Genomic DNA, 25,289 nt, shown 5'->3' with positions numbered 1-25,289 from the left:
GTTGCTTGAGTTCGACCCGCTCCACTGTAGGGCATAAAAAAGCGGGATCGCACGACGGCGTTCCCGCTTTTTTATTGTCTGCGCCGTGCTGGCAAAACGGCGGCCTTTAGCTCTCCGTCGTCACGACCAGACGTTCGGGTGCGAGCACGCCTTCGCCCGGTTTCGCGACCCCCAGAAGCCGCCCTTGCGCCGAGTACACCCTCACCCGCGGGGCATTCACGGCATCGGCGGCGATCGTCAACGACGACAGCTTCAGGCGCTGGCCGTGCAAGAAGCGACGCGTGTCGTCGTCGTTCAGCGTGACCTGCGGGAACGTCGACAGCAACGCGTCGACCGGTTGCAGCCATGCGTCGCGTTCGGGTAGGGTCGCGTCGCTCAACGCATCGAGCGTGACCGAATGATCGAGCGTCAACGCGCCGACGCCCGTACGGCGCAGCGCGACCAGATGCGCACCGCAGCCGAGCGCCTCGCCGATATCCTCGGCAAGCGTGCGCACGTACGTGCCCTTGCTGCACGTCACGCGAAACGTGACATCCGGCAGCGCGCACGCAATCGGCTCGAGCGCGTGAATCGTCACGTGCCGCCCCTCGCGCTCGACCGTTTGGCCGGCGCGCGCGTACTCATACAGCGGCTTGCCGTCGCGCTTGAGCGCCGAGTACATCGGCGGAACCTGAACGATCTCGCCGATGAATCTCGGCAAGGCCGCCCGCACCGCCGCTTCGTCGCAGTCGACGGCGCGGATGTCGAGCGCCTCGCCCTCGGCATCGCCGGTGGTCGTGCGGATGCCGAGGCGCATCGTGGCCTCGTAGGTCTTGTCGGCTTCGAGCAGGTCTTGCGAAAACTTGGTCGCCTCGCCGAAACACAGCGGCAGCAAGCCGGTGGCGAGCGGATCGAGCGTGCCGGTGTGGCCCGCCTTTTTCGCCAGATAGAGACGTTTCGCGCGAACCAGCGCGTCGTTGCTCGACAGGCCGAGCGGCTTGTCGAGGAGCAGCACGCCGTCGAGCGCGCGACGCGGCACGCGGGGGCGTTGAGGTGCGGTCATGTCGAGGGAGGCAGAACGTTCGGGAAACACGAAAAACGGCGCCGCGCGCTCCATGGAACGCGACGGCATGGCAGACGCTCAGTCGTCTTTCGCGCGCGTGGAATTTGCCTCGTCGATCAACCGCGACATCTCCACGGCGCGCTCGATCGTCTTGTCGTAATGGAAATGCAGCGTCGGCACCGTATGGATATGCAGGCGCTTGAACAGCAGATTGCGCAGATGGCCGGCCGCGTGCGTCAGCGCTTCGAGCGTCTGCTGCGGGTCGCCCGTCAGCGTCGTGAAGTAGACCTTCGCGTGCGCGTAGTCGGGTGTCAGCTCGACGCTCTGAAACGTGACGATGCCGATGCGCGGATCCTTGACCTCGCGCAGCAGCTCGGCCAGGTCGCGCTGGATCTGATCGGCGATCTGCACGTTGCGATTGGGAGTAGTACGTTTCTTAGGCATGGTGTTAAGTGCTCCGCTATAACGGATGCAAAAATTGGTTCGCACGAGCCGTGTTCGTTATCCGTCCGATACGACGGCGTCGCGCTCGCCGCGGCCAGTGAGAGTCCATTTGCGACGAACGCAGCAACGAAGCCAGCGACAAACTCGACGCAGCGGGCTCAAAAACAACGGGCGGAGCGGGCGTCAAGCCCGTTCCGCCCGTTGTGCCGTGTCGCGTGGATTACAGCGTACGCGCGACTTCGGTGACCTCGAAGACTTCGAACTGATCGCCTTCGACGATATCGTTGAAGTTCTTGATGGACATACCGCACTCGAAGCCCTGACGGACTTCCTTCACATCGTCCTTGAAGCGCTTGAGCGAATCGAGCTCGCCCGTGAAGATGACGACGTTGTTGCGCAGCACACGCACCGACGACGAGCGCTTGACGAAACCGTCCGTGACCATACAGCCTGCCACCGTGCCGACCTTCGGTACCTTGAAGACCTGGCGCACTTCGACCGTGCCCGTCACGATTTCGCGCTTCTCCGGCGCCAGCATGCCCGACATCGCCGCCTTCACGTCATCCACGGCGTCGTAGATGATGTTGTAGTAGCGGATATCGACGCCATTGGCTTCCGCGAGCTTACGAGCCTGCGCATCCGCGCGGGTGTTGAAGCCGATGATGACCGCCTTCGACGCCGTCGCGAGGTTGACGTCCGACTCGCTGATGCCGCCGACCGCGCCATGCACGATCTGCACGCGCACTTCGTCGGTGGAGAGTTTCTGCAGCGACTGCACCAGCGCTTCCTGCGAACCCTGCACGTCGGCTTTGACGATGAGCGGCATGTACTGCACTTCGCCTTCGCCCATCTGCTCGAGCATGGTCTCGAGCTTCGCGGCCTGCTGCTTGGCGAGCTTGACGTCGCGGAACTTACCCTGACGGAACAGCGCTACTTCACGCGCCTTGCGCTCGTCCGGCATCACGATCACTTCTTCGCCTGCCTGCGGCACTTCCGACAGACCCTGGATTTCGACCGGGATCGACGGACCCGCGGACTTGGTCGGCTTGCCGGTTTCGTCGAGCATAGCCCGCACGCGACCGTAGGCGCTGCCTGCCAGCACGACGTCGCCACGGTTCAGCGTACCCGACTGGACGAGGATCGTTGCAACCGGACCCTTGCCCTTGTCGAGCTTCGCTTCGATCACGAGGCCCTTGGCCGGCGATTCGACCGGTGCCTTCAATTCCAGCACTTCGGCCTGCAGCAGCACGTTTTCGAGCAGATCGTCGATGCCCGCGCCGGTCTTCGCCGACACCGGCACGAACGGCGAGTCGCCGCCGTACTCTTCCGGCACGACGCCTTCCGTGACGAGTTCCTGCTTCACGCGCTCCGGATTCGCTTCCGGCTTGTCGATCTTGTTGATCGCGACGACGAGTGGCACGCCGCCAGCCTTCGCGTGGGAGATCGCTTCCTTTGTCTGCGGCATCACGCCGTCGTCGGCGGCCACCACCAGAATCACGATGTCGGTCGCCTTCGCACCGCGGGCACGCATCGCCGTAAAGGCTTCGTGACCCGGCGTGTCGAGGAACGTGATCACGCCGCGCGGCGTGTCCACGTGGTAAGCGCCGATGTGCTGCGTAATACCGCCCGCTTCGCCTGCCGCAACCTTCGCGCGGCGGATGTAGTCGAGCAGCGAGGTCTTGCCGTGGTCGACGTGACCCATCACGGTAACGACCGGCGGACGCGGCAGCGCTTCGGCATCGCTCGCTTCGCCTTCGACCAGCATGGCTTCCGGATCGTCCAGCTTCGCCGCGAGCGCACGGTGGCCCAGTTCCTCGACGATGATCATCGCCGTTTCCTGGTCCAGCATCTGGTTGATCGTGACCATCTGGCCGAGCTTCATCATCACCTTGATGACTTCCGAAGCCTTCACCGCCATCTTGTGCGCGAGATCCGCCACCGTGATGGTTTCCGGCACGTGCACTTCACGCACGATCGGTTCGGTCGGCGCCTGGAACGTAGTGGTCTGCTCCTGATGCTTGCCACGACCCTTCGGACCGCCGCGCCAGCCGCGATCGACCCCGCCGCTCGAATCGCCGCGCGTCTTGATGCCGCGGCGCTTCGCTGCGTCGTCCTGCCAGTTGCCGCCGCCCTTGCCGCCGGCGCCGGGCTTCTTCTTGTCGCCCGCGGACGGAGCGCTTGCGGGTGCCGGAGCCGCGGCTGCCGGCTTCCTGGCTGCCGGGCGAGCCGGTGCTTCGCCAGCCGGACGCGCCGGCTTGTGCAGCGTACCCTTGGCTTCGGCCGCCTTGGCCGGCTCAACGGGCTTCGGTGCCGGTTCCGGCGCCTTCACCTGCGCCTTGCGCGGCGTGTTCATCATTTCGCGAATCGCGCGCGCTTCGGCCTCGGCTGCCGCGCGGCGCTTGGCGATTTCTTCCTGTTCGGCGCGCGCCTTTTCGGCCGCGACACGCGCGGCGTCTTCCGCTTTCTTCGCGGCTTCGCGTTGCGCTGCGCGTTCAGCTGCCGCGCGCTGGTCGTCCTGCTCGCTCGACTTCGCGGCCGCCGGCGCTGCCGCTTGCGCGGCCGCCTGCTGGGCCTTCTCGCGAGCCGCCGCCTCGGCCGCAGCCGCTGCGCGCTTCTTCGCTTCGTCTTCCGCACGTTGACGCTCGGCTTCCGCAGCCTGCTCGCGCGCCTGACGCTGCGCCTCTTCGCGCTCGAGCTGCTCCTGACGAGCCTTCAGCTCCTGCGCCTGCTTTTCGAGCAGTTCGGCTTCGTGACGTGCTTCTTCCTCACGACGCTGCAGTTCGAGATCTTCGGCGTCCGCATTTTCGGCCACATGATTCGATGCATCTCCGCCTTCCGCGACAGTCTCGTCGCGGCGGACGAACGTGCGCTTCTTGCGCACCTCGACCTGAATGGTGCGAGCTTTACCCGTCGCATCGGACTGCTTGATTTCCGACGTATGCCGTTTCGTCAGCGTGATCTTGCGCTTGTCCGCGTCAGTCGAGCCGTGAGACTTGCGCAAGTGGTCGAGCAGACGCGCCTTATCCGCCTCGGACAGGTTGTCGTCTTCGCTCGCTTTTGTGACGCCCGCCGCCTGCAGCTGCTCGAGCAGCACGCCTGCAGGCATTTTCAGTTCCGCGGCAAATTGGGCTACGTTGTTACTCGCCATTCATTCCTCTTAATGCAAGGACCGATTCCTTGCGGTTAGCATCGTGTCATGCGGCCTAACGGCCGCGTTCAATTTAGTGCGCCATGGTCATTTCTCACTGGAACCAGTGTTCACGTGCTTTCATGATCAACGCCTTAGCGGCATCCTCTTCCACTCCGGTCATCTCGACCAGTTCATCCACGGCCAGCTCGGCGAGTTCGTCGCGCGTCTGGATCTGATGTTCGGCCAGTTTCGCGAGCAGGTCGGCATCCATGCCGTCCAGGCTCTTCAGGTCGAGCGCTACATTCTCGACCTTTTCTTCGTTCGCGATCGCCATCGTCAACAGCGCGTCGCGCGAGCGGTTGCGCAGTTCGTGAACGGTGTCTTCGTCGAATGCCTCGATTTCGAGCATTTCGTTGAGCGGCACGTAGGCGATCTCTTCCAGGCTCGTGAAGCCTTCGTCGATCAGGATGTCGGCGACTTCCTCGTCGACATCGAGACGCGCCATGAACAGGTCACGCAGAACGCCGCGCTCCTGATTCTGCTTCTGCGCAGATTCGTCCGGCGTCATGATGTTGATCTGCCAACCGGTGAGCTCGCTGGCAAGTCGCACGTTCTGGCCGCTGCGGCCGATCGCGACCGCGAGTTCGTTCTCGTCGACGACGACGTCCATCGAATGCTTTTCTTCATCGACGACGATCGACTGCACGGCTGCCGGCGCGAGCGCGCCGATCACGAACTGGGCGGGGTCTTCCGACCATAGCACGATGTCGACGTTTTCGCCACCGAGCTCGTTGCGCACTGCCTGCACGCGCGAGCCGCGAATACCGACGCAGGTGCCGATCGGATCGATGCGCTTGTCATAAGCGACCACGCCGATCTTCGCGCGCACACCCGGATCGCGAGCCGCCGCCTTGATCTCGAGCAGGCCCTGCTCGATTTCCGGCACTTCCATCTCGAACAGCTTCATCAGGAATTCCGGCGCCGTACGCGACAGCTCGATCTGCGGACCACGCGCGGTGCGGTCGACCTTCGCGATATACGCGCGCACGCGGTCGCCCACGCGAAGGTTTTCCTTCGGGATCAGCTGGTCGCGGCGCAGCAGCGCTTCGACGCGGCCCGACTCGACGATGAAGTTGCCCTTGTCGAGGCGCTTCACCGAGCCGGTCATGATGTGTTCGCCGCGCTCGAGGAAGTCGTTCAGGATCTGCTCGCGCTCGGCATCGCGCACCTTCTGCAGGATCACCTGCTTGGCGGCCTGCGCGCCGATACGGCCGAATTCGATCGACGGCACCGGCTCCTCGATGAACTCGTCGAGCTGGATGTCGGGCTGCTGCTCGCGCGCCTCGAACAGCAGGATTTCCTGATCCGGCTCCTGCAGACCGGCTTCGTCCGGCACCACTTTCCAGCGGCGAAACGTTTCGTGCTCGCCGCTTTCACGGTCGATGTGGACGCGGATATCCGCATCTTCTTCGAAGAGTTTCTTGGAGGCCGAAGCGAGAGCCGCTTCGAGCGCGGCAAATACCACGTCCTTGTCGACATTCTTCTCGCGTGCCAGCGCATCCACCAGCATCAACACTTCGCGACTCATTGTTTGCGGCTCCTAAAGTCAACTTTCGGAACAAGGCGCGCCTTGTCCATGTCCGCGAGCGTGAAATCGAGCATCGCGGCGCCTTCTTTTCCTTCAAATTCCAGACCGATCGTCTCGCCCTGCGGAGCATGCAAAATACCCCGGTACGATTTCCGACCGTCCAATGGCTTTTTCAGTGTGATAACCGCTTCGCTGCCCGCGAAACGTTCAAAATCCGCCAGTTTTTTCAGCGGGCGGTCGAGACCGGGCGACGAAACTTCGAGCCGCTCGTAATCGATATTTTCGACCGTCAGAACGTGCTGGAGCTGACGCGTGACTTTCTCGCAGTCTTCGATTGCGATGCCGGCTGGCTGGTCGATATAGATACACAACATGCCGCGCCCGGTGCGCTCGAGATCGACGAGCTCGTAGCCGAGTCCCACGACCGTGGTTTCAATCAGTTCCGTCAGTTGCACAGTGCCCTCTTAGATGTTCGCGCAGCGAGCCTCGCCTCTTCTGCAAACAACCAATGCGGGCCGCGCGCCAAGCCGGCGCACGTTGGTGCGAACCCGAGATGCCGAACCACGATGAACTGAGCGGCAAAAAAAAATGGGCTGAACGCCCATCATCTTATTGCCGGTGGTCGCACCTGAGCCGCACATGAAACCGTACGCCCAGCGACTTCGCGATTGTAGCCATTTTTCGGCCCAAAGGCAATCTGCAGAACGACGGGCGATGCGCATTTCCGCTTGATTTGATAGGAATCTTTCGACAATGTGGCGGCAAATCCGGGGTTTTGCAAGGTCGCGCGATCCGTGCCGAAAGGGACCCGGACAGGTTACCCAGCGCGTTGCGGTGAATCGTGCTTATGGCATTCGGCGCCGTCTCGCACGGAGTTTGACGCATCGGAAAGCCGCTCGCATGAACGCAGCAAAAGAGAGGCGGCATCAAACCGGCAAGAACAAAAAAACGGCTCGTCCGGCAAGCACTCCGCATTGACGTGCGTCGCGTTTGCCGAACGAGCCGTCTGAAGCAGCCGTACCCTTGCAGGTCGTACGAACTGCACCGAAGGGTATGACCGCATCGGTACAGCGCCCCGCTTAACGGCCCCGCGAGCGACCGCGCGCCGTGCCACCACCACGATTCGCGCCACCCGGACCCGCGTTACCACCGGCGCGGTTGGTGTTGCCGCCACGATTTCCACCCGGCCCGCGATTGCCGCCGCTGTTGCCGGCCGGGCCAGCACGCTTGGCGCCCGTGCGCGCACGATTGCCGTTGGGCGACGGCGCGCGATTGCCGTCGACGTCGCGGCCGCGCTGCCCCCCGCTGCCACGATTGCCTGCGCCGGCACCGAAACCAGCGCCGCTCCCCATGCCCGCGCCGAAGCCGCCGCCCGCCGCGCCGCGGCGGCCCTGGCCGCGCGGCTGCTGCTCGAAGCGGCTATGCGACATCAGCACTGGCTCGCGGCTGATGAAGCCCATCGACGTCTGCATCGGATCCGGCTGACGACGCTCCGGCGCCGCATTGCGGCTACCGCGTTCCTCGGTCGGCGCCTTCAGGCCGACCGAGGCCATCAGCGCGCGCACTTGATTGTCCTCGAGCTCTTCCCAGCGGCCGCGCTTCAGACCACGCGGCAGCGAGATCGGGCCATGACGCGTGCGGATCAGCCGGCTGACCATCAGGCCGGCCGCCTCGAACATGCGGCGCACTTCGCGATTCCGCCCTTCGGCGAGCGCGACGTGGTACCAGTGGTTAGTGCCTTCGCCGCCGCCATCGCGGATGCGCAGGAAGTTCGCCGGGCCGTCCTCGAGTTCGACGCCGTGCAGCAGTTTCTGGCGCATACCCTCGGCCAGTTCGCCGACGACACGCACCGCATATTCGCGCTCGACGCTATAGCGCGGATGCATGAAGCGGTTCGCGAGATCGCCCGATGTGGTCAGCATCAGCAGACCTTCGGTGTTGAAGTCGAGACGCCCGACCGCAACCCACTTGGCGGTTTTCATCGGTGGCAGCTTGTCGAACACCGATGGACGGCCTTCCGGGTCCGCGTGGCTGACGATTTCGCCGGTCGGTTTGTGGTACAGCAGCACCCGCGGCGGCTTGCTGGCGAGCTTGCGCTTGACCGGCTTGCCGTTGATGCGGACCTGATCGGTCGGCATGATGCGCTGGCCGATGTGCGCCGGCTCGCCGTTCACCGACACGCGGCCGGCGATGATCAGCTCTTCCATGTCGCGGCGCGAGCCCATGCCCGCCTCGGCGAGCACCTTATGCAGCTTCGGCGCGTCGTCATCGGGCGACAACACCCGCTTCGGGCCCGCTGCCTTGCCACGGCGCAACATCGGCGCGCGTACGCCGCCAGTCGTGGTGTTGTCGGCATCGAATGCAGGCGACGTCACGTACGAGAACAGATCGTCCTGAGCCGATTCGGTAGCCGCGGCCGCATCGGCGCCGCGTCGATTCTGGCGCTGGCCCTCACGTTGACCTTCGCTCGGCTGACGCTCGCGCTGGCCTTCGCGCGACGCGCCCTCGCGCTTCGCCGCGCCGCCGGCATTGCGACGTCCGCCCTGTTTCGCGCCCGCGTCCTTGCGCGGCGCACGCGCCTGGGCGCCAACCTCGCTGTCCGGCGGTGTTTCGGCGACGACCGGCGCGCCCTCGGCTGCCTTCGTCTTCGCGCCGGCGCGGCGTCGCGCGATCAGGCTGCGCGGCCCGCGACGCAGACCGCGGCGGGGTCGCTCTTCGGCCTCTGCTTCCGCGCCGTGAGCCGGGCGCTCGCCCTCGCCTGCCGACGCTTGCGTAGTGCGTTCGTCGGTCCGCGCCGACGGCACGGGGCGCTCGGATTCGGACGAATCAGTGTCGTGGGTATGTGTCAAAACAACCTCAAAATGTCAGGTCGCGCGCGCCCGTTGCGGGCGCGGCAAAAAAGTTCGGTTACGTCAGGCGCTGCGCGACTCGGTTTCGTCGTCGGTCAGAAAACCTGCGTCCTGCGCGGCATCCCGGCGGTCCTCGGGACCGTCGTGCGCCGCCTCGATCGGGTTCGGCTCGGCGGCGTGCTCCGTATTGCGAGCCACGCCCGAGTCGTGCGCGGGTGTTGCCGGATCGGTCGGGGTGACCGGATCTTGATGCTGTGCCGAACCGGCGACGCTGGTCTGCGGTGCCGTGGGTGCCGGTTCGGGCTGTTGTTGCGCGTCGTGCGGCGCGCTCGACGCGTCTGATGCACTTGACGCATTCGTCGTGCCGGACTGCCCAGTCGCTTCTGCACGGGGCTCCGACTCGAACGTCGACGCGGCTACGGTCTCGGGCGGCGCTGCTGCAAATCCCGACGCCGACTGCTGCCCCGCTTCCGGCGAAGCCGGCTCGCCCGCGTCACCCGCCGTGTCGAGTCCTGCATCCTGATCCGGCTGCGGCACGCTATGCGCGTCGCCTTCGGCAAATTCGATTGCGTGCTGACCCAGCAGATCCGCGTTCAGTTGCGCGGACGGATCGGCCAGCGGCGGCAATTCGTCGAGCGCTGTTAGGCCAAGGTCATCGAGGAACTGACGCGTGGTCGCATACAGCGCTGGACGCCCCGGCACGTCGCGATGACCGATCACTTCGATCCAGCCGCGATCCTCGAGCTGCTTGACGACCTGCGTATTCACAGTCACACCGCGAATTTCTTCGATATCGCCTCGCGTCACCGGTTGCCGGTAGGCAATGATCGCGAGCGTTTCGAGCACCGCGCGCGAATATTTCGGCGGTTTTTCCGGATGCAGTCGATCCAGATACGAACGCATCGCGGGCTTGCTTTGAAACCGCCAGCCCGACGCCAGCCCGACCAACTCCACACCGCGCCCGGACCAGTCCCGCTTCAGGTCTTCGAGCAAAGTCCGAACAGTGTCTGCCGACACGCCGTCGGCAAAGAGCTTGCGCAATTCGCCGAGCTTTAACGGCTCCTGCGCGCAGATCAAGGCAGTCTCGAGGACGATCTTCGCCTCTTGGGTATTCATGCAGCTAGGTCAGACCCTGTGGTCAAAGAACCGGATCAAACAGACGATGTGGAACTGAAGACGCGCTCGCCCGATTCTGATCGGTCATATTGATGGGAGCACGCACCGGGGGGGTGGCGAACAGACTTATCGAGCCAGACCCAGCCGGACGGAGCGGCGATATCCTGAAGGGATTCGCGTGAACTGAGCGCCATATTACGCAAAAACGACCGGGGCGTAAAGCCGCGATCCTCCGTGCATCTTCTGCCGCGGCGGCGACCAGTGTGCCCGCGCTCGCCGGGACGGGGTCGCCAGTGAGAAGATTTCCACGATTCGCGGCCTTTCGCCGCTTGCGGCGCGCCAGGACAATACGCGACGGACACGCGACGCCATGCGCTCACGCGCCGGCGTGGCGCGCCAGAAACCGCATCAAGCGCTCGACGCCCGCATCGAGCCGCGCCGTATCGCACGCATAGCACCAGCGCACGAACCCCTCGCCTTGCGGCCCGAACGCGCTGCCCGGTGCAACGCCGAGCCCGACCTCACGCACCATCGCCTTGCACAAATCGAGACTGCGCGTCGAGCCCGGCATCGCGAAGAACAGATACATCGCGCCCAACGGAGCCTTCACGTCGACGCCGGGAACTGTCGACAGCGCGCGCACCAGATGATCACGCGAGCTCCTCAGGTCGCGCACCAGCTCCCGCGTAAAGCGCTCGCCCTGTTCGAGCGCCGCGATGCCCGCCTGCTGCACGAACGACGGCGCGCATGACGTGTTGTACTCGACCAGCTTCGCCAGGTCATCCATCAACGCGGCCGGGGCGACGATCCAGCCAAGCCGCCACCCGGTCATCAGCCATGCTTTCGAAAACGAATTCACGCAGATCACGCGTTCGTCGCGCGTCGCGAGATCGAGAAACGAAGGCGCCGTGCGCGCGCCGGCCGCCTGCGCCGCGTCATCAGCGGGATAGTAGAGCCGCTCGTAGACCTCGTCCGCGACGATCCAGATACCGTGCCGCCGGCAGTGTTCGAGCACGGTGCACTGGTCGTCGCGATTCATCACCCAGCCGGTCGGATTGTTCGGCGAGTTGATCATCAGCATCTTCGTGTCGGGTGTCAGCGCGGCAAGCAATTGCCCGACGTCGAGCGCCCAACCGCGTTCACCGTAGCCGAGCGCGACGGTTTCGACATGCGCGCCGAGAATCTTCGGAATCTCGACCAGATTCGGCCATAGCGGTGTCACCGCAACGACCCGGTCACCGGCGCCGACCACCAGTTGCGCGGCGAGCATCAGCGCGCTAACGCCCGCGCTCGTAACCGCGATGTGCTCCAGTGACGTTGCGCCATGCAGCTCGCTGACATAGCCCGCGAGCGCCGCGCGCAACGGCGCGATGCCGAGGTTGTGTGTGTAAAACGTTGCGCCGGCGGCGAGCGCGGTGCTCGCGGCATCGCGGATGAATGCGGGTGTGACGCGGTCGGACTCGCCGAACCAGAACGGCAGCACGTCGCCGACGCCGAAACCGGCGTTCGCGACTTCCCGGATTTGTGATGGACGCAGCGCGCGCACGGCGTCGCGCGCATTCGGGATGGAGGGCACGGGCAGGTCCAATTCGCTCATCGAGGCTTCCGGGAGGGTGGAGGATAAGGGGCTCTGGGCGCAACCGCGAAGGCGTGCGCGATGACGGCGGTAGTTTAGCGCGCCGGGTGACCGGACAGCGGCTAAGCAGACGCCGGGTGGGCGGCGGGCCAGGCCTACAGGTCCACCGACAGGTCCACCGCCTCCACCAGTCGGACAGACCGCACACGATCCCGCCCGTTAATTCAACTCCTCGGCCCGCCCGGGCAACTGCCGGATCAGATCCCACACCGCCTCGGCCGCGGGCGACAGCGACCGGTCGCGCCGTCGCACCAACTCGACGCGGCGCTCCGCGCGCGGCACCAGCGGACGCGCGACCAGCGACGCCCCCGCCGGCAGCGGCAGCGCGAGCCACGGCAGCACGCTGATGCCGACGCCCGCCTCGACAAGCCCGAACACCGTCGCCGAATGGCCGAGTTCCTGCACCACGGTGGCGTTCACGCCCTGCGCCTGCATCACGGCGTCGATGAGTGGGCGGCTGCCGGACGCATAGTCGAGCATCACGAGTTGCTCACCGTCGAGGTCCTTCCACGTAACCTGTTTGCGCGCGGCGAGCCGGTGATCGTCACGCGACACGATGCAGAACGAGTCGGTCATCAGCGTCTCGCTGAGCAGGTCGTCGTCGGAGAACGGACCGATGATCACGCCGAAGTCCACTTCACCCGACTTCACCTTGCGCACCACGTCGCTTTGCACGTCGTCGCGCAAGCTAAGCGTCACATAAGGAAACTGCTGCCCGCACGATGCGACTACGCGCGGCATCAGCCGGCACGCAACGGTCGGGCTCGCCGCGACCACCACGCGTCCACGGCGCTGCTCGCCGATTTCGCGGATCTCGCGCAACGCGTCGTCGAGATCCGACAGCAGCCGCGACACGCTCGACACCAGATTGCCGCCGACGTCGGTTAGTTGCACTTCGCGCGTCGTGCGATCGATGAGCTTCAGGCCGATTTCGCCTTCGAGCTCGCGCACGCAGCGACTGACCGCCGACTGTGTGAGGCCGATTTCATCGCCGGCCCGACTGAAGCTTTGCAAGCGCGCCACCTCGATGAAAACCCTGAGCTGTCGCAGCGTGACATTCATTTGTTGACCTCATCAATAAGGCAATTTAATGCACATTGTAGGTTAAGTCCGCGCGGCATAGCCCCGGTCACAACGGGCATCGCGATGCAGCAAAAAGGCGCGAACGCCCGCTGGCCGGGCCCATCTGCACAAGATTGGTGATTGTCCCGATTTGCGGGATGGGCTTTTTGGATTCATATACGGCCCTGGTTGGCGCCCGCGTTGGCCCGCCGCCACGGGGCTTTCAGGCAATCGATATCGTATTGGCACACTTCGTGCGTCACGAGACGCGCAGGGTGGGCGCCATGATTTCCGACTGAAATGGCAATCCGTGGCAAGCCCGTCCCCTTTGGCACTCGCCTATCGAGTGTATGAAGAGTGCGCGGCGCGGGGCAGCGCACCGGAGTTAGCTTCGCTGAGGTGATACATGATGCTGTTCGACGATTTAAGAGATAACGAGTGGGCGCTGGTCGAGGCTTTGTTCTGTGCCGAGCCGGCGCGCAGCGAACGGCGCGGTCGACCGCGCGTGGAAGCTCGGGCGGTGGTCAACGCCGTACTTTGGGTGTTGTCGACGGGCGAAGGCTGGTCCAAGCTGCCGGGCCGCTATCCGTCCCCGCCGACTTGCCGCCGGCGTTTCGACGAGTGGCAGGCCGATGGCACGCTCGCTGAAATTGTGAAGCGGCTCGGCACCAGCGGCCGTGAGATCTCGTTGCGCGGCAGGATCGGCGCAACCGCCGCGAAACCGCCGGCACCACCGAGCCGCGACCGTATGCGCGGCGCGTTCTGGACCAATCCGGAATCGTGGCGCGCGCCGGTCAAGATGGCCTGACGTGAAACTACGTTGTCACCGGGCGCCTGCGGGCGCCCGGTTTTTATCCAGCCGCCTTATTCTCGAGTGCGTGCACGCCACGACCCGCCAGCATTTGACGGTCGCCGCGGGACGCTCCCTGGTTTCGCACCCGCTTTCGGCGCGTCATCCGCACAGAGCGATCATTGCGCCTGCCTCAGACTCGTGAACTGCCCGATAGCTCCGGGTGAAACATCCATTTACTATTAATTACAGCACCCTTTCTTACCCCGGCATAACTTAATACCTATGCAAACAGGCCTTGAGTCAACGGGCTCGAGGTTGAGGGGGATTTCGGAATGAAACCAATGTCACTGCTGTTGTGCGGCATTGTGATTTCATCGATGGCCGCGCCGGCATTTGCCCAACAACGCCCGCAAGGGTGGAACTGGCGCCCGGACCGTCAGGCTACGCTGGAAGCGTGGCAGCAAAGCGAGGCCCACAATCGCGACTTCACGCCGCCGACGCCGCGAGGCGATCTGCGCGGCGATATCGCCAGCAATGTGCGGGCACGGCCCGATGCGCCGCGCGCGGAACAGCGACGGCGTTGATGTCGTGTGTCGCCGCGTGGATGGCCCGTCGTGCGACGCGGCACCAAGTCTCGCGCATTCCGTATGCACGATCGGGGAACCACCGGACGCGGCACCAGTCTGACTCAACGCCATTAGCACAGCGTGGCAGTAGTAATTCCGGTATGCCCGTATCCTCGTGATACGGGCTTTTTTTCGCCCCCGTGGCGTTGATGGCATGACAGGCGCGCAATGGCAAACGGCCGGCGCGCAACGCGTCGCCGCATCGTCGATGGGGAAGCCGAGAGTCGCCCGCGGACGCGCACAGCGACCGGCCGACGGTAGAAACCGCCCGCCGTGGGGGTGACAGGCCCGGGCGGACAGTGATTCAGATAAGCGATGAACCTTGAGCTAAGGCCTGACTTCGGCTGTCGCCGCGGACTGCGTTTCAGCCGCGCCGAGAACGTAATCATTCATGCGTTGCGCTGTCCATGTGAGCAGACGCTCGTCGTGCTCGAGCCGCGCAAACTCCGCTTTGCCGCGTTCGGTGAGCACGGCGATGTCGACGGGGGCATGAAAGCCCGGCGCCGGTGCGACGGTTCGCTGACGAACGGTGTCCATCAGCCCCAGCGCGCGAAGATATTGGAAGACACCCGGCCTTCTGGCCCAAGGAACCTGGCGATATTGCGCTCGCCGCAGCGCTTCAAGTACCGCTTCGTTGGAATACGTGGTCATCTCACTTCTTTCTTAAAGTGCAGCTATGACACATTCATGCCCACGCGTCGCTGCGCCACCGGCGACGCGCGTAGCACCCGCTCCTGGTCAGAAGCTCGCCGCCTGTTCGACAGCGGATTTCCGCCAGATGCTGCCTGGTCTCGTTTTCGGAACCCCCGTCAGAACGGCATGTTAGCGTTCTCTCCCCGAACCGACGATGCAACCGCCGCGGCGCGATGGCTGGCCCGTGGATTTATCCCGAAAGACATACGTTACCCCATTTAAATTGATTCTATTCACTTTATTAGCGCTTTTTTTTGCAGCAATCGTGCTATGGAAACGTGCGCGACGGCCGCTCATCGTCTGCATGATCGCGCTGTTCTGGCTGCTCTCGGCCGGCTGGCTGAGCGCGCCACTGCTCGATCTCGCGCAGCCGCAACGACAGAGCGCCGAGGCCGCGACCTTCGCGCCACGCACCGCGATCATCCTGCTCGGCGGCGGCACGATCTACGACCATGACCACGTGCTGGTGCCACCGCGCGACGTGCTTTCGCGCATCGAAGTCAGCGCGCAGAACTATGCGGCCTGCAAGCGCACGGCGATCGTCTGCCAGGTGATCGTGAGCGGCGGCAATCCTCAGCGGCACAGCGCGACGGAAGCCGACACCTACCTGCCCTATCTGCTGCGCCAGCAGGTGCCGCGCTCGGACATCGTGCTCGAGAAAAGCAGCCGCACGACCTACGAGAACGCGCGCAACGTCTCGGTCATTGTCGGCCAATCACATTACGACACGTTGATACTCGTCACTTCCGCGTATCACATGCCGCGTGCGCTGCTCGACTTTCGCCGTTTCGGCGTCGAGCCACAGCCGCAGATTTCCAGCGCGCGGCGCGTGCGGCTCGGCGTGTTGCCGCGCTTCGGTAATCTCGTGGCGGCGGAGATAGCGTTGCATGAGCTCATCGGCCTCGCGCAGTTTCATCTGTATCGCGCGATCGGCTGGTTCTGACGAATGATGTCGGCCGACCGCTCTCGCAGATCGACGAATCCATTACAAAACGTAACAAATGTTGAGCGCGGTTACAAAGCCATCGGCTGGGGCGGAGTTTGCTCGATAGAATGAATTGTCTTTCCCACTGGACGGGCAATACTCGGGTCCACCACCACTCTATGGAGGTAACGATGAAGAAAGTGTCCATGGCGATCCTGGTTTCCCTGTGTGCCGCGGCCGGCGCAGCTTACGCGCAGGACCAGGGCATCACGACGAGCACCGATCCGGCCAAGGCCGCCGACGTCGAGCAGCGTGCGCAAGCTTTGCAAAACCGCGAGCAGTCGATGGAAAGCGCACCCGCCGCCCCGGCCAAGCATCACAAGATGGCTCCGCATCATCCGAAGAAGGGTGCGGATACGTCGGGTACCTGAGCGACTTCGCGGAGCTCGCCTCGCGGCCTCGTCGTGAAGGTGAAAAAGCCGAAGCCGGCAGCGCCGGTTTCGGCTTTTTTATTTGCGTGATCGGCTCGCTGCCGACGAGGCCCTCCGAACGCACACCGGTCTGGCGAAGCCTCCGGCGCACAGCATTCTGTATGCTAAAGTCGCGCACCGACCGGCGAGCCGCCGGCATCCCCTAACCCGTGCGCACCCTGGTGCGGAGGACAGCATGAGCAACATCCAGCTTGATATCGAATGGACCGAAGCAGCATCTCGCAAGATCGAAAAACTGATGCCGCGCGGCGGTCAGGAAGCGTACCTCGCGCTGCCGCCCGTCGAATGCCTGCCGATGGAAGGCGACGTGCTGTTTCTCGGCCCGGCGGGCAAGCAGCAGCCGTTCATCGTCGCGGAGCGTCAGTATCACCATGACGGCGACGCCGACTGGACCATCATCCTGATTCTCGATGTCCCGCAAGCAACTCACTAATCGCTGACGGCGCGCCGGCGGCCGCGGTGCCGCCGCACCTGGCCGGCGTGTTGTCCGCGCGCCGCTGACGCCCGCACCCGGACTCAGGCGATCTTCGACACTACGCGAATCTCCGCGTGCTCGATCCAATCCGCGGCCGCTTTCTTATAAGCCTGGATATGCGCGGATTTCGCATGCGCCGCGAGCGCGTCCTGGCTTTCCCATCGCTCGACGAACACGAACCGGCGCGGCTCCTGCACGTCGCGGTGCAAGTCGTACTGCAGCACACCCGCTTCTTTGCGCGTCGGCCCGACGATGCCTTCGAGCGCCTCGCGCAACAGCTCCTCGTGCCCCGGTTTCGCTACCGAAATTGCGACCACCGCGATTTCCGCCATGCCTGATCTCCTCCTTAAGAAAACCAGCAGCATACCCGCCGGTCGCTGAACCTGCCGACGACGGCGCCAACCAGCCTGGCGACGCACGAATCTCGCCTTTGGCCGCCATGCCGGACCACCGTCGCGTCAAGCCAGAATCCGCCCGGCGAAGCAGTGCGAAGCCCGCCGCCCGAACCGCCACATCAGCCACCGCACCGGCACTAATACATGTGCACCGTCGGCGCCTGGAGTTTGGCGGGCGACCACTGGGCGCCCTGCTACCCTCGGCGTGGTACGGCAACTGATTGCGATTGAGAATCGGTTTCACGCGTGGCAAGCGCGCGAAACACTCCGGCGCATGACCGCAACGGGTTGCCGCACGGCCGTTGGCAGCCGTTTTGCGGACAATTTTCGCGCTTATGCCTCTGTGATAACCCGCACATTGATGCACGCTGCAAACTGCTAGACTCATTTTGACCAATTCGCCGGAGTCCAGCGTAGCTGGTACTGCCCTCCGTGTTCGCGGGACGCACTCCTGACGTCCCGGCGACGTTTCGGGTGTGCGAGCGCTGCGCGCCGAATGGGTTTGCGAGCCCCTTCACCCCTTGCCGCAACAATCCCATGTCAGCTCTGATGCCCGCTTCTATGCCATCCGTCAGCGAATTGACCGTGAGCGGCGTGCTCCCGCACCTGGTCCGCGGCGAGTCGGGCTGGACCGCCACCTGGCGCGCATTGACATTGCACAGTGTGTTCCAGCCGGTGCTGTCGGTCACGCATCAGTGCGTGGTCGGCTACGAGGGGCTGTTGCGCGCGTTCGATCCGGTCGGCCTGCCCGTCTCGCCCGAAGTACTGTTCTCCGGCACGCGCTCGGCCGCCGAAGCGCGCGAACTCGACCGCATCGCGCGCTGCCTGCACGTGGCCAACTTCATGGAGCAAGGCATCAGCACCGGGTGGCTGTTTTTGAACACGCGCCCGCAGGTATTCGAGACCGGCTGGCCGCAGCGCGCGTTCATCGACGAGTTGTCCGCGCATTTCGGGCTGCCGCAGGAGCGCATCGTGATCGAAGTGCTCGAGCAACCCGCCGACGATGAATCCGCCGTCGCCAGCATGCTCGCCGCCTCGCAGCCGCGCGATTTCCTGATTGCGATCGACGACTTCGGCACCGGCTTCTCGAACTTCGACCGCGTGTGGCGCTTCCGCCCCGACATCGTCAAGCTCGACCGTTCGCTCGTTGCGCGCGCGGGCAAACGCGAGGGCGACGAATCGATGATCAGCCATCTGATCGCGATGCTGCATCAGTCGGGCACGCTGGTGCTCGCCGAAGGCGTCGAAACCGATGAAGAGCTGATGATCCTGATGCAGGCCGACGTCGATTTCGTGCAGGGCTTCTGGTTCGGCCAGCCGAAGAGCAGCGTGCGGGCCGCCTGCACGAAGGTGCCCGCGCTCGTCGAGTCGATCTGGAGCAAGTTCGCCGACTACGAGCGCGCGCACGCCGGCCACCAGCGGCTCGGCTTCGAGGGCTTCGCGGAAGCGGTGCTGGCCGCCGCCGACACCTACAAGGCGACCGGCGACCTCGAGCAGGCTGCGCAAAAAGTCTGGCATCTGCCCGAAGCGCGCCGTGTATTCCTCACCGACGGCCACGGGGAGCAGACCCAGCCTTCGGTGACGGCAGCCTCCGTCTCGCCGCCCCCGAAGCGGCTCGCGCCGCTCTATACGGAGACGCGCAGCAACTGGTCGCGTCGTGCGTATTTCCGGCACGCGCTGGCGGCGCCGGGCCGCGTCGCGATGATGGGGCCGCATTATTCGCTCGCCGATGGTCAGGACTGCTACACCGCGGCGATCGCGTTCGAGCGCAACGGCACGAACGTGCTGTGCGTCGACTTCGTGCCGGAGGCATCGCCGCCGGATGTGCGCACCGGCAGACGCGGCGCGAAGCGTTAGCGAACCGCGCCGCTACTCGTGCACGCGGCCGCGCCCCGACTTCACCTCGCTGCGCTTTGCCTTGCTGTCGAGCCGTCGCAGGTTCGACGCGCGGGTCGGCCGCGTCGCGACCCGATGCTTGCGGGTCACGCTGACACTTTCGATCAGTTCATCGAGCCGCGCGAGCGCCGCCGCGCGGTTCATCTCCTGGGTTCGATGCTCCTGCGCCTTGATGACCACGACGCCGTCGCGCGTGAGCCGATGGTCGGACAGCGCGAGCAGACGCATCTTCAGCACTTCCGGCAGCGACGAGGCGCGCACGTCGAAACGCAGGTGGATCGCGCTCGATACCTTGTTGACGTTCTGCCCACCCGCCCCTTGGGCGCGCACGGCGGTCAATTCGATTTCGTTGGGCGGGATCGGGTAGCGGGATGTCATGGGCGGTCGGGAAGAGAGATGCATCAGTGTACAAGCGCGCGGCGCGAGATGCCCGAGGTCGCCGGAGCACGCCAGAGCGCCAGGTGCAGTGCTCGGCGGCGCCGGCTTGCGATCGCGTTACGAAAAAAACCAGTTGCGTCGGCGCGACCGATTCATCGATACTGGCTCTTTCGCTTACGGCGTAAATTCAAATGAAAATCCGTCCCGGTTTCGTGCTCGAACTGGCGGTCAACTTTCTGCTGCCGTGGCTGGCCTACCGGCTCGCGTTACCGCGGGTAGGCGAGACCGGCGCGCTGATCGCGTCCGCCGTGCCGCCGCTCATCTGGAGCGCGATCGAGCTCGCGCGCTTCAGGCGCGTCGATGCGCTCAGCGTGATGGTGGTTGCGGGCATCGTGTTGTCGGTGGCGGCCATGGCGCTCGGCGGCAGTCCGCGCATGCTGCTGTTGCGCGAGTCGCTGGTATCCGGCGCGGTCGGCGTCGTGTTTCTGCTGTCGCTGCCGATGCGCCGTCCGCTGATCTTCTACCTCGCGCGCGCGACGGTCGCGCGCGAAATGGAAGGCGGCGCCGCGCATTTCGAGGCGCTGTGGCGCGAACGCCCCGGTCTCGCCCCCGCGATGCGAACCATGACGCTCGTGTGGGGCGTCGGCCTGACCGCCGAAACCGCGCTACGCGCGTGGATGGCGCTGACGTGGCCGATCGAACGCTTCCTCGTCGTGTCGCCCTTTATCGGCTACGGCATCTACGCGGGACTCGCGCTGTGGACGCTGTGGTATCGCAAGACGATGCGCAGCCGCGTCGAAGCCATCGAGCGGGCGAGTGGCATGGCCGGTTGAGCGCCACTCGCACTTTGGGCCCCCACTCCGCGTGTTCCGCCCGCGCTCGCGTGATCAACGCGACGCCTCCGCAATTCGCGCGGCCAGCCCCGAATCACGCTGCGTCGGCGTCGCGATCGCCTGCGCGAGCACGGCCCGCGCGCCGATCACCTCGACGCGTTCGCGCGCGCGAGTAATCGCCGTGTACACGAGCTCGCGCGACAACACCCGGCTGAACGCCGACGGCAGCACCAGCACCGCGTGCTCGAACTCCGAACCTTGCGACTTGTGGACCGTCAGCGCGAACGCGGTATCGTGCGGCGGCAGCGCGGCTGGCGACACCGCGCGCACCCGGCCGTCGCCGGTGCGGAAGTACACGCGCAGCGCGCCGCCCGCACCCGGCAACGCAATGCCGATGTCGCCATTGAACAGCCCCAGCGCGTAGTCGTTGCGCGTAACCATCACTGGACGTCCGGCAAACCACTGCGCGCCGACCGCGAGCGTGAGGCCCGCAGCACGGCGCACCTGGGCCGCCATCGCCGCATTGACCTGATCGACGCCACGCGGTCCGAGCCGCGTCGCACAGAGGATGCGGAAGCGGTTGAGCGCGTCGAACAGCGGCAATGGATCGGGCGTATCGGTGGCGAGCGCCGCGGCAAGTGCGTCAGCGTACGGCGTGAAGCCGGCGGCAAGGCGCGTGACGGTGCGTTCGGCCAGCGTCGTGTGCGCGTCCTCGTGCAGCGCCGCGGCGCAGTCCTCGGTCGGGTCGGTCCGCAATACGTCGAGCGCCGCGCTCGCTGAGCCGTTGCGAATCGCAACCGACAAACGCCCGATCGGTGACTCGAGGCCGAACCGGTAGTTGCGCTCGAGCCAGACGACGCAGTCCGCGAGCGGATTCCGTTCGTTCGCCAACTGCATATCGCGATCGGCCTCTTCGTCAGCCGCCGCCGTCGCGACACCGGCGAACAGATCGCCCGATGCATCCGGCCCGAACGTGTGCAGCGCCTCGGGTGGCACAAAAAAATCATCGACCGGCGCTTCATCGTCCTGACGCGACGCACGCGGCAAAGCCCGCGCGAGCCGCGCCTCGTCGATGTCGAGCGCCTGCGCGACCCGTCGCAATCCGCTCGCGCTCAACGCCGGCCGCGCACTGAGTTCGGCGAACACCGCGCCGGCTTCGACTGCGGCGAGCTGGTCCTTGTCACCGAGCATCACGAGCCGCGTTTGCGGCCCGATCGCGTCGAGCAGATGCGTGGCCATCGCGACGTCGATCATCGACGCCTCGTCGATCACGACCACGTCATACGGCAACGGATTATCGCGATGATGCCGAAAGCGTCCGCCCGGCCCCGAGCCCAGCAATCGATGCAGCGTGTACGACGTCTGCGGCAAACGCTCGGCGAGTTCCGGCGGCAGCTCGCCCGCGCGCGTGAGCAATGCTTCCTGCATCCGTTGCGCCGCCTTGCCGGTCGGCGCCGCGAGCGCAATGCGCAGATCGGCGCGCGCATCGAGCAGACACGCGAGCACGCCGACCACGGTCGTGGTCTTGCCGGTGCCTGGACCGCCGCTGACGATCGTCAGCCGCCCCGACAGCGCCATCACGGCCGCGACGCGCTGCCAGTCGACTTCGTCGTCTTTCGGCGGGCCGAAGTAGCGCAGCAGGCGTTCGCGCAACGCGGTGGGCGCGGAGTCGGCGTTGACATTCGCAGTGTTCGCGTCGGCTGTCGCCTGTGCGACCAGAGCGTGCGCCAGGCGCCGCTCGTAGTCGTAGTAGCGCGCGAGATAAAGACGCCCCTGCGCGTCGATCACGAGCGGCCGCAACGCCGCAGCGCCGGCCGCGTCCGCTGCGCCATCGCTTGCCATGCCGCTCGCGAGCAGCGCCGCGCGCACCTCGGCGCTCGATGCGTCGAAGCGGCGCGCAAGCGCCGCGAGCGGCACGCACACGTGCCCTTCGGCGGTCGCACGGCTCGCCGCGAAGGCGCCGCGCGCGGCCCATTTCACCACCTCGGTCGATGCACCACTGCGCCGCGCCAGCATGCCGATCCGACGCGCGAACCCTTCGGCCAGCGCGATGCTGAAATCGGCCGGCGCGGGCAGGTTGACGCCGATGTCTTCGAGACCGAGCGGCGCGGCCGCGCGCTCGCCAAGCGTGCCGCGCGTACTCATGCGCCACCTCCGACCATCGCCGCGTCGAGCAGCGCCACAAGTTCGAACGGCGCGCGCCGCCTATGCACGCCGGCGGCGCCGTCGACATCGCGCCAGTCCGGCCGCACGCCGCGCACGAACAGATACAGATAGCCGCCGATATGCGTGTCGTACGCATAGTCGCGCACGCGCGTCTTCAGATAGCGATGCAACGCGACCGTATAAAGCAGCGCCTGCAGGTGATACGCGTGGCTCGCCATCGCCGCTTCGAGCGGCGCAGCCGCGTAATCGGCCGCGGTGTCGCCGAGATGGTTCGATTTCCAGTCGACGATCCAGAAGCGGCCGTCGTGCTCGACGATCATGTCGATAAATCCTTTGATGTATCCACGCAGCACGCCTGGCTCCAGCGCGACGTCGGGATAGCCGTATTCGATCAGCAACTCGCGCAGCGCCGGAAAATCAAGCGACGGCGCCGCGAACAGAAATTCGAGTTCGTTCAGGCGCCGGCGCGGATCGAGCCGCGCGAGCGTCATGCCCGGCACCAGTTCGGTCGAGACGACGTCGGCGATCAGCCGATGCATCATCGCGGGCAAGCGCGCGGCGAGTTCGGGCGCGGCCGGCGCCGGTCGCTCGCGCAGCGCGCCGCGGATCGCGTCGGGCCAGCTGCGCGCGTCGCTGAAATCGGCGAGCTCGAACATCCGATGCAGGCAATCGCCAGCCGCCGCACCACGCGGGAATGCGAGGATGTCGTCGTCGGCATGCGCCGGGGCGTTGGTCGTGGCGACCGGTGCGAGCAACGGCGCGGACTGCAGCGCGTCGGCGATCTCATCGTGATCGGGCCGCACGTCTTCCTGCGGCGCATGCGCGTGCGCATCCCCGTTCCTCGCGCCGGACGCGATCAGGCCGCTGAAACTCGCCATGCGCCACTGATCGCGCAACGGCCGCCGATTCGCGCGCGCGTGCAGATGTGCGCCCTGGTCCTGCAGACTTTCGAGCGGCACGCGGCGCGTCACTTCGGGCAGCGCCCGCAACGTGACCGGTCCGCCCGCGAGTGCGTGCCAGCTCGCCGCGAGCGCGGCTTCGTCGGGCGGCTCGGCGAGCCATGCGTCGAACGTATGGCCGCTGCCGCCGACGAGCCAGTTCAGCACGCTGCGGCGCGACTCCCTGGTCGAGCGCGAAGACAGATAGGTGCCCGCGACCAGGTAGCAGCGATACACCGCGCGCGTGAGCGCCACATAAACGAGCCGCGCGCGTTCCGCTGCCTGCTCGCGCACCGCGTAACGCGACGCGTGCTCGGCTTCCTGTTCGTCGCAACCGTAGTGCAGCACCGCGTCGCCGCTGTCGTCGTGATACTCGCGCGCATCGGGTAAGCCCGACGACGGCGGCTCGCGCAAGCCACCATCGTTCAGGAACGGACAGAACACGACCGCGTATTCGAGTCCCTTCGATTTATGGACCGTGACGATCTGCACGAGATTGCGATCCGACTCGAGCCGCAGTTGCGCCTCTTCCCCGCCGCCCTGCTCGCGCTGCGCGGCGAGCCAGCGCAAGGTCGGCGCGATGCCGGGCTGGGTGGCCGCGCGCGCCTGTACGAGCTCGGCGAGATGGTTCACATTGGTCAGCCGGCGCTCGCCGTCGACACCCGCGACGAGCCGCTGCGCAACGCGCAGCTCGCGCATCAGCGTACGCCACATCACGGCGAAACCGCGTTCGTGCCACAGCATCCGGTAGCGCGAAAAACGTTCGACCCAGCCCATCGCGTCGGCGGCATCGAGTGCTGGCGCGGGTTCGTCAAAGGCCTCAGGCGCTGGCGCCTCGGCGACCTGCGTAAGACGCCACAGCGCGGCGGCGTCGAGCCCGAGCCAGTCGGTGGCGAGCGCGGCGCGTAGACGCCGCAGATCGCCGGGCGTGTCGATGGCGGCCAGCACGCGCTCGATCTGCTCGGCATCCAGCGTCGCGAACACCGACGCCTGGGCAAGCTCCACGCTGCCGACGCCCCATGCCGCGAGCACGCGTTTGACGAGGCTGCCCTGCTTGTGCGTCTGCACGAGCACTGCGATATCGCCCGGCGCGAGCGGCTTGTCGCCAATCGTCACGACGCCTGCACGCGCCCCTCGCAACAGCCGCACGATCTCGGCCGCGCACGCTTCGCTCGCCGCGCGCTGCGCGTCGCGTTTGCTCAGCGCGGTCTCGCCTTGCGGCAACGTCCAGATGCGGAAATCGCCGCCGCCCGCGTCGGGATCGGCGAACGGGGCACGCCGCCGCTCGCCCGCACGCACCGGCTGATAGTCGAGCCCGTCGAGCACGAACGCTCGAGGGTTCGCTTCGAAGATCCGGTTGCACGCGTCGACGATCGGTGCGGTCGAGCGCTGGTTGACCGCGAGCGTGTAGCACGCGGACGCCGCCTCGCGCGCCGCAAGGTACGTATGCAGATCCGCCGCACGGAAGCTGTAGATCGCCTGCTTCGGATCGCCGACGAGGAACAGCGGCCCGGCCGGCGCGAAGATGCGGCTGAAGATCGCGAATTGCAGCGGATCGGTGTCCTGGAACTCATCGATCAGCGCGGCCGGATAGCGGTTGCGCAACGCGTCGGCGAGCCACGGATGCGCGGCCAGCGCGCGATACAGATTCGCGAGCAGATCGTCGAACGACACGACGCGGCGCGTGCGCTTGCGCGTCACCAGCTCGGCCGGCGCGAACTCGAGCCATGTCTGCACGAGCCCGAGCCAGCGCGCGCGCTGCGCGGCCTCGGCGGCGACCACGGCCGCGGCCAGCGCTTCGGCATGCTCGAAG

At 65.8% G+C, this 25,289-nt stretch carries 21 protein-coding genes; 7 read left to right on the top strand and 14 right to left on the bottom strand.

Annotated features, from left to right (window positions below):
- Positions 1-106: 106 nt before the first annotated feature.
- The 9 genes from truB to AB4Y34_RS22630 all read right to left on the bottom strand — a co-directional run bounded on the left by truB (position 107) and on the right by AB4Y34_RS22630 (position 12,867).
- On the bottom strand, positions 107-1,042 hold the full coding sequence (gene truB, locus AB4Y34_RS22670; protein WP_176108915.1) for a tRNA pseudouridine(55) synthase TruB: 936 nt from the start codon (positions 1,040-1,042) through the stop codon (positions 107-109).
- Positions 1,043-1,120: 78 nt separating this feature from the next.
- On the bottom strand, positions 1,121-1,486 hold the full coding sequence (gene rbfA, locus AB4Y34_RS22665) for a 30S ribosome-binding factor RbfA (RefSeq protein WP_008922231.1): 366 nt from the start codon (positions 1,484-1,486) through the stop codon (positions 1,121-1,123).
- A gap of 220 nt (positions 1,487-1,706) precedes the next feature.
- Positions 1,707-4,634, bottom strand: a complete 2,928-nt coding sequence (gene infB, locus AB4Y34_RS22660; RefSeq protein WP_368717250.1) for a translation initiation factor IF-2 — start codon at positions 4,632-4,634, stop codon at positions 1,707-1,709.
- A 94-nt stretch (positions 4,635-4,728) separates the two neighbouring features.
- Complete coding sequence (nusA, locus tag AB4Y34_RS22655; protein WP_176378004.1) at positions 4,729-6,204, bottom strand: transcription termination factor NusA; 1,476 nt, start codon at positions 6,202-6,204, stop codon at positions 4,729-4,731.
- Entirely contained in the window at positions 6,201-6,659 is a 459-nt protein-coding gene (rimP, locus tag AB4Y34_RS22650) for a ribosome maturation factor RimP (protein ID WP_006052964.1), read from the bottom strand. The genes nusA and rimP overlap by 4 nt, the downstream gene beginning before the upstream one ends.
- Positions 6,660-7,283: 624 nt before the next feature.
- Positions 7,284-9,053 (bottom strand): 23S rRNA pseudouridine(2605) synthase RluB, encoded by a 1,770-nt coding sequence (rluB, locus tag AB4Y34_RS22645; protein WP_368717249.1) that lies wholly within the window; start codon positions 9,051-9,053, stop codon positions 7,284-7,286.
- A gap of 63 nt (positions 9,054-9,116) precedes the next feature.
- Positions 9,117-10,169 carry an SMC-Scp complex subunit ScpB gene (gene scpB / locus AB4Y34_RS22640; protein WP_176378006.1) on the bottom strand — a complete coding sequence of 351 codons (1,053 nt, stop codon included), beginning with the start codon at positions 10,167-10,169 and terminating at the stop codon, positions 9,117-9,119.
- 376 nt (positions 10,170-10,545) lie between these two features.
- Positions 10,546-11,766 (bottom strand): pyridoxal phosphate-dependent aminotransferase, encoded by a 1,221-nt coding sequence (locus AB4Y34_RS22635; protein WP_368717248.1) that lies wholly within the window; start codon positions 11,764-11,766, stop codon positions 10,546-10,548.
- A gap of 198 nt (positions 11,767-11,964) precedes the next feature.
- Positions 11,965-12,867, bottom strand: a complete 903-nt coding sequence (locus AB4Y34_RS22630) for a LysR family transcriptional regulator (protein ID WP_176378008.1) — start codon at positions 12,865-12,867, stop codon at positions 11,965-11,967.
- Positions 12,868-13,273: 406 nt separating this feature from the next.
- On the opposite strand from AB4Y34_RS22630, the gene AB4Y34_RS22625 reads away from it, so the two are divergent.
- Both AB4Y34_RS22625 and AB4Y34_RS22620 read left to right on the top strand, forming a co-directional pair.
- A complete protein-coding gene (locus AB4Y34_RS22625) occupies positions 13,274-13,675 on the top strand; it encodes a transposase (RefSeq protein ID WP_013089147.1) in 402 nt (133 codons plus the stop codon).
- Between the two features lie 317 nt (positions 13,676-13,992).
- Positions 13,993-14,244: a hypothetical protein gene (locus AB4Y34_RS22620; protein ID WP_176108922.1), complete on the top strand. Its 252-nt coding sequence runs from the start codon at positions 13,993-13,995 to the stop codon at positions 14,242-14,244.
- Positions 14,245-14,613: 369 nt separating this feature from the next.
- Here the strand turns inward: AB4Y34_RS22620 and AB4Y34_RS22615 are convergent, their stop codons facing one another.
- Positions 14,614-14,937 (bottom strand): hypothetical protein, encoded by a 324-nt coding sequence (locus tag AB4Y34_RS22615; RefSeq protein WP_176378009.1) that lies wholly within the window; start codon positions 14,935-14,937, stop codon positions 14,614-14,616.
- A 346-nt stretch (positions 14,938-15,283) separates the two neighbouring features.
- On the opposite strand from AB4Y34_RS22615, the gene AB4Y34_RS22610 reads away from it, so the two are divergent.
- The 3 genes from AB4Y34_RS22610 to AB4Y34_RS22600 all read left to right on the top strand — a co-directional run bounded on the left by AB4Y34_RS22610 (position 15,284) and on the right by AB4Y34_RS22600 (position 16,828).
- Complete coding sequence (locus AB4Y34_RS22610) at positions 15,284-15,922, top strand: YdcF family protein (protein WP_368717334.1); 639 nt, start codon at positions 15,284-15,286, stop codon at positions 15,920-15,922.
- Positions 15,923-16,095: 173 nt separating this feature from the next.
- Positions 16,096-16,335 (top strand): hypothetical protein, encoded by a 240-nt coding sequence (locus tag AB4Y34_RS22605; protein WP_018432260.1) that lies wholly within the window; start codon positions 16,096-16,098, stop codon positions 16,333-16,335.
- A gap of 235 nt (positions 16,336-16,570) precedes the next feature.
- Positions 16,571-16,828 (top strand): hypothetical protein, encoded by a 258-nt coding sequence (locus AB4Y34_RS22600; RefSeq protein ID WP_008923870.1) that lies wholly within the window; start codon positions 16,571-16,573, stop codon positions 16,826-16,828.
- Between the two features lie 83 nt (positions 16,829-16,911).
- On the opposite strand, the gene AB4Y34_RS22595 is transcribed toward AB4Y34_RS22600, so the two are convergent.
- Positions 16,912-17,202: a putative quinol monooxygenase gene (locus AB4Y34_RS22595; protein ID WP_176108925.1), complete on the bottom strand. Its 291-nt coding sequence runs from the start codon at positions 17,200-17,202 to the stop codon at positions 16,912-16,914.
- Between the two features lie 600 nt (positions 17,203-17,802).
- On the opposite strand from AB4Y34_RS22595, the gene AB4Y34_RS22590 reads away from it, so the two are divergent.
- The gene (locus AB4Y34_RS22590) at positions 17,803-19,122 is read left to right on the top strand and encodes an EAL domain-containing protein (protein WP_255208657.1); all 1,320 of its coding nucleotides are present in this window, start codon (positions 17,803-17,805) and stop codon (positions 19,120-19,122) included.
- Positions 19,123-19,134: 12 nt separating this feature from the next.
- On the opposite strand, the gene arfB is transcribed toward AB4Y34_RS22590, so the two are convergent.
- A complete protein-coding gene (gene arfB, locus AB4Y34_RS22585) occupies positions 19,135-19,539 on the bottom strand; it encodes an alternative ribosome rescue aminoacyl-tRNA hydrolase ArfB (protein ID WP_013089140.1) in 405 nt (134 codons plus the stop codon).
- Between the two features lie 191 nt (positions 19,540-19,730).
- Between arfB and AB4Y34_RS22580 the strand changes: the two genes are divergently transcribed.
- Positions 19,731-20,372, top strand: coding sequence for a VC0807 family protein (locus AB4Y34_RS22580; RefSeq protein WP_176378010.1), 642 nt, complete (start codon positions 19,731-19,733; stop codon positions 20,370-20,372).
- Between the two features lie 54 nt (positions 20,373-20,426).
- On the opposite strand, the gene AB4Y34_RS22575 is transcribed toward AB4Y34_RS22580, so the two are convergent.
- Both AB4Y34_RS22575 and AB4Y34_RS22570 read right to left on the bottom strand, forming a co-directional pair.
- A complete protein-coding gene (locus tag AB4Y34_RS22575) occupies positions 20,427-22,517 on the bottom strand; it encodes an AAA family ATPase (RefSeq protein ID WP_368717247.1) in 2,091 nt (696 codons plus the stop codon).
- A partial coding sequence (locus tag AB4Y34_RS22570) for a UvrD-helicase domain-containing protein (RefSeq protein WP_368717246.1) occupies positions 22,514-25,289 on the bottom strand: 2,776 nt, incomplete at its 5' end. The genes AB4Y34_RS22570 and AB4Y34_RS22575, both read right to left, overlap by 4 nt.

Origin of the sequence: Paraburkholderia sp. BR10954 (genome assembly GCF_040965775.1) — a bacterium.
In the GTDB taxonomy this organism is placed as follows: Bacteria; Pseudomonadota; Gammaproteobacteria; order Burkholderiales; family Burkholderiaceae; genus Paraburkholderia; species Paraburkholderia youngii.
Note: the sequence above shows the minus strand (reverse complement) of the source record. Positions and strands in the feature narration are given on the sequence as shown.

Bases quoted from the DNA above. Each gene is read 5' to 3' on its own strand.
- truB (WP_176108915.1), bottom strand. From the start codon at position 1,042: ATGACCGCACCTCAACGCCCCCGCGTGCCGCGTCGCGCGCTCGACGGC.
- rbfA (WP_008922231.1), bottom strand. From the start codon at position 1,486: ATGCCTAAGAAACGTACTACTCCCAATCGCAACGTGCAGATCGCCGAT.
- infB (WP_368717250.1), bottom strand. From the start codon at position 4,634: ATGGCGAGTAACAACGTAGCCCAATTTGCCGCGGAACTGAAAATGCCT.
- nusA (WP_176378004.1), bottom strand. From the start codon at position 6,204: ATGAGTCGCGAAGTGTTGATGCTGGTGGATGCGCTGGCACGCGAGAAG.
- scpB (WP_176378006.1), bottom strand. From the start codon at position 10,169: ATGAATACCCAAGAGGCGAAGATCGTCCTCGAGACTGCCTTGATCTGC.
- AB4Y34_RS22635 (WP_368717248.1), bottom strand. From the start codon at position 11,766: ATGAGCGAATTGGACCTGCCCGTGCCCTCCATCCCGAATGCGCGCGAC.
- AB4Y34_RS22630 (WP_176378008.1), bottom strand. From the start codon at position 12,867: ATGAATGTCACGCTGCGACAGCTCAGGGTTTTCATCGAGGTGGCGCGC.
- AB4Y34_RS22625 (WP_013089147.1), top strand. From the start codon at position 13,274: ATGATGCTGTTCGACGATTTAAGAGATAACGAGTGGGCGCTGGTCGAG.
- AB4Y34_RS22620 (WP_176108922.1), top strand. From the start codon at position 13,993: ATGAAACCAATGTCACTGCTGTTGTGCGGCATTGTGATTTCATCGATG.
- AB4Y34_RS22615 (WP_176378009.1), bottom strand. From the start codon at position 14,937: ATGACCACGTATTCCAACGAAGCGGTACTTGAAGCGCTGCGGCGAGCG.
- AB4Y34_RS22610 (WP_368717334.1), top strand. From the start codon at position 15,284: ATGATCGCGCTGTTCTGGCTGCTCTCGGCCGGCTGGCTGAGCGCGCCA.
- AB4Y34_RS22605 (WP_018432260.1), top strand. From the start codon at position 16,096: ATGAAGAAAGTGTCCATGGCGATCCTGGTTTCCCTGTGTGCCGCGGCC.
- AB4Y34_RS22600 (WP_008923870.1), top strand. From the start codon at position 16,571: ATGAGCAACATCCAGCTTGATATCGAATGGACCGAAGCAGCATCTCGC.
- AB4Y34_RS22595 (WP_176108925.1), bottom strand. From the start codon at position 17,202: ATGGCGGAAATCGCGGTGGTCGCAATTTCGGTAGCGAAACCGGGGCAC.
- AB4Y34_RS22590 (WP_255208657.1), top strand. From the start codon at position 17,803: ATGTCAGCTCTGATGCCCGCTTCTATGCCATCCGTCAGCGAATTGACC.
- arfB (WP_013089140.1), bottom strand. From the start codon at position 19,539: ATGACATCCCGCTACCCGATCCCGCCCAACGAAATCGAATTGACCGCC.
- AB4Y34_RS22580 (WP_176378010.1), top strand. From the start codon at position 19,731: ATGAAAATCCGTCCCGGTTTCGTGCTCGAACTGGCGGTCAACTTTCTG.
- AB4Y34_RS22575 (WP_368717247.1), bottom strand. From the start codon at position 22,517: ATGAGTACGCGCGGCACGCTTGGCGAGCGCGCGGCCGCGCCGCTCGGT.